The following is a 219-nucleotide window of genomic DNA, read 5'->3' as shown; positions in this document are numbered from 1 at the left end:
CAGGAGAGCTTGAGGGCTGGTGTGATACCCGCTGAACCGGGTTTATACCTATCGGTGTTTGACGGACCAACATGTGCCGCACAGGTCTGCCTGTGGTCTGCACAGGGCCGTATTGCAGAGGGAAAGGTTGCTCAGACCTCGACTGCTACCTGTGGTCTATCGGGTTCTAACGGACGACATACAGGCCATCTCACTATCGGGGTTTCGCGGACATTTCGT

Source organism: Aquitalea sp. FJL05, assembly GCF_003852595.1.
GTDB lineage: Bacteria > Pseudomonadota > Gammaproteobacteria > Burkholderiales > Chromobacteriaceae > Aquitalea > Aquitalea aquatilis.
The sequence above is the reverse complement of the archived record's forward strand: the minus strand, read 5'-3'. Positions refer to the sequence as shown.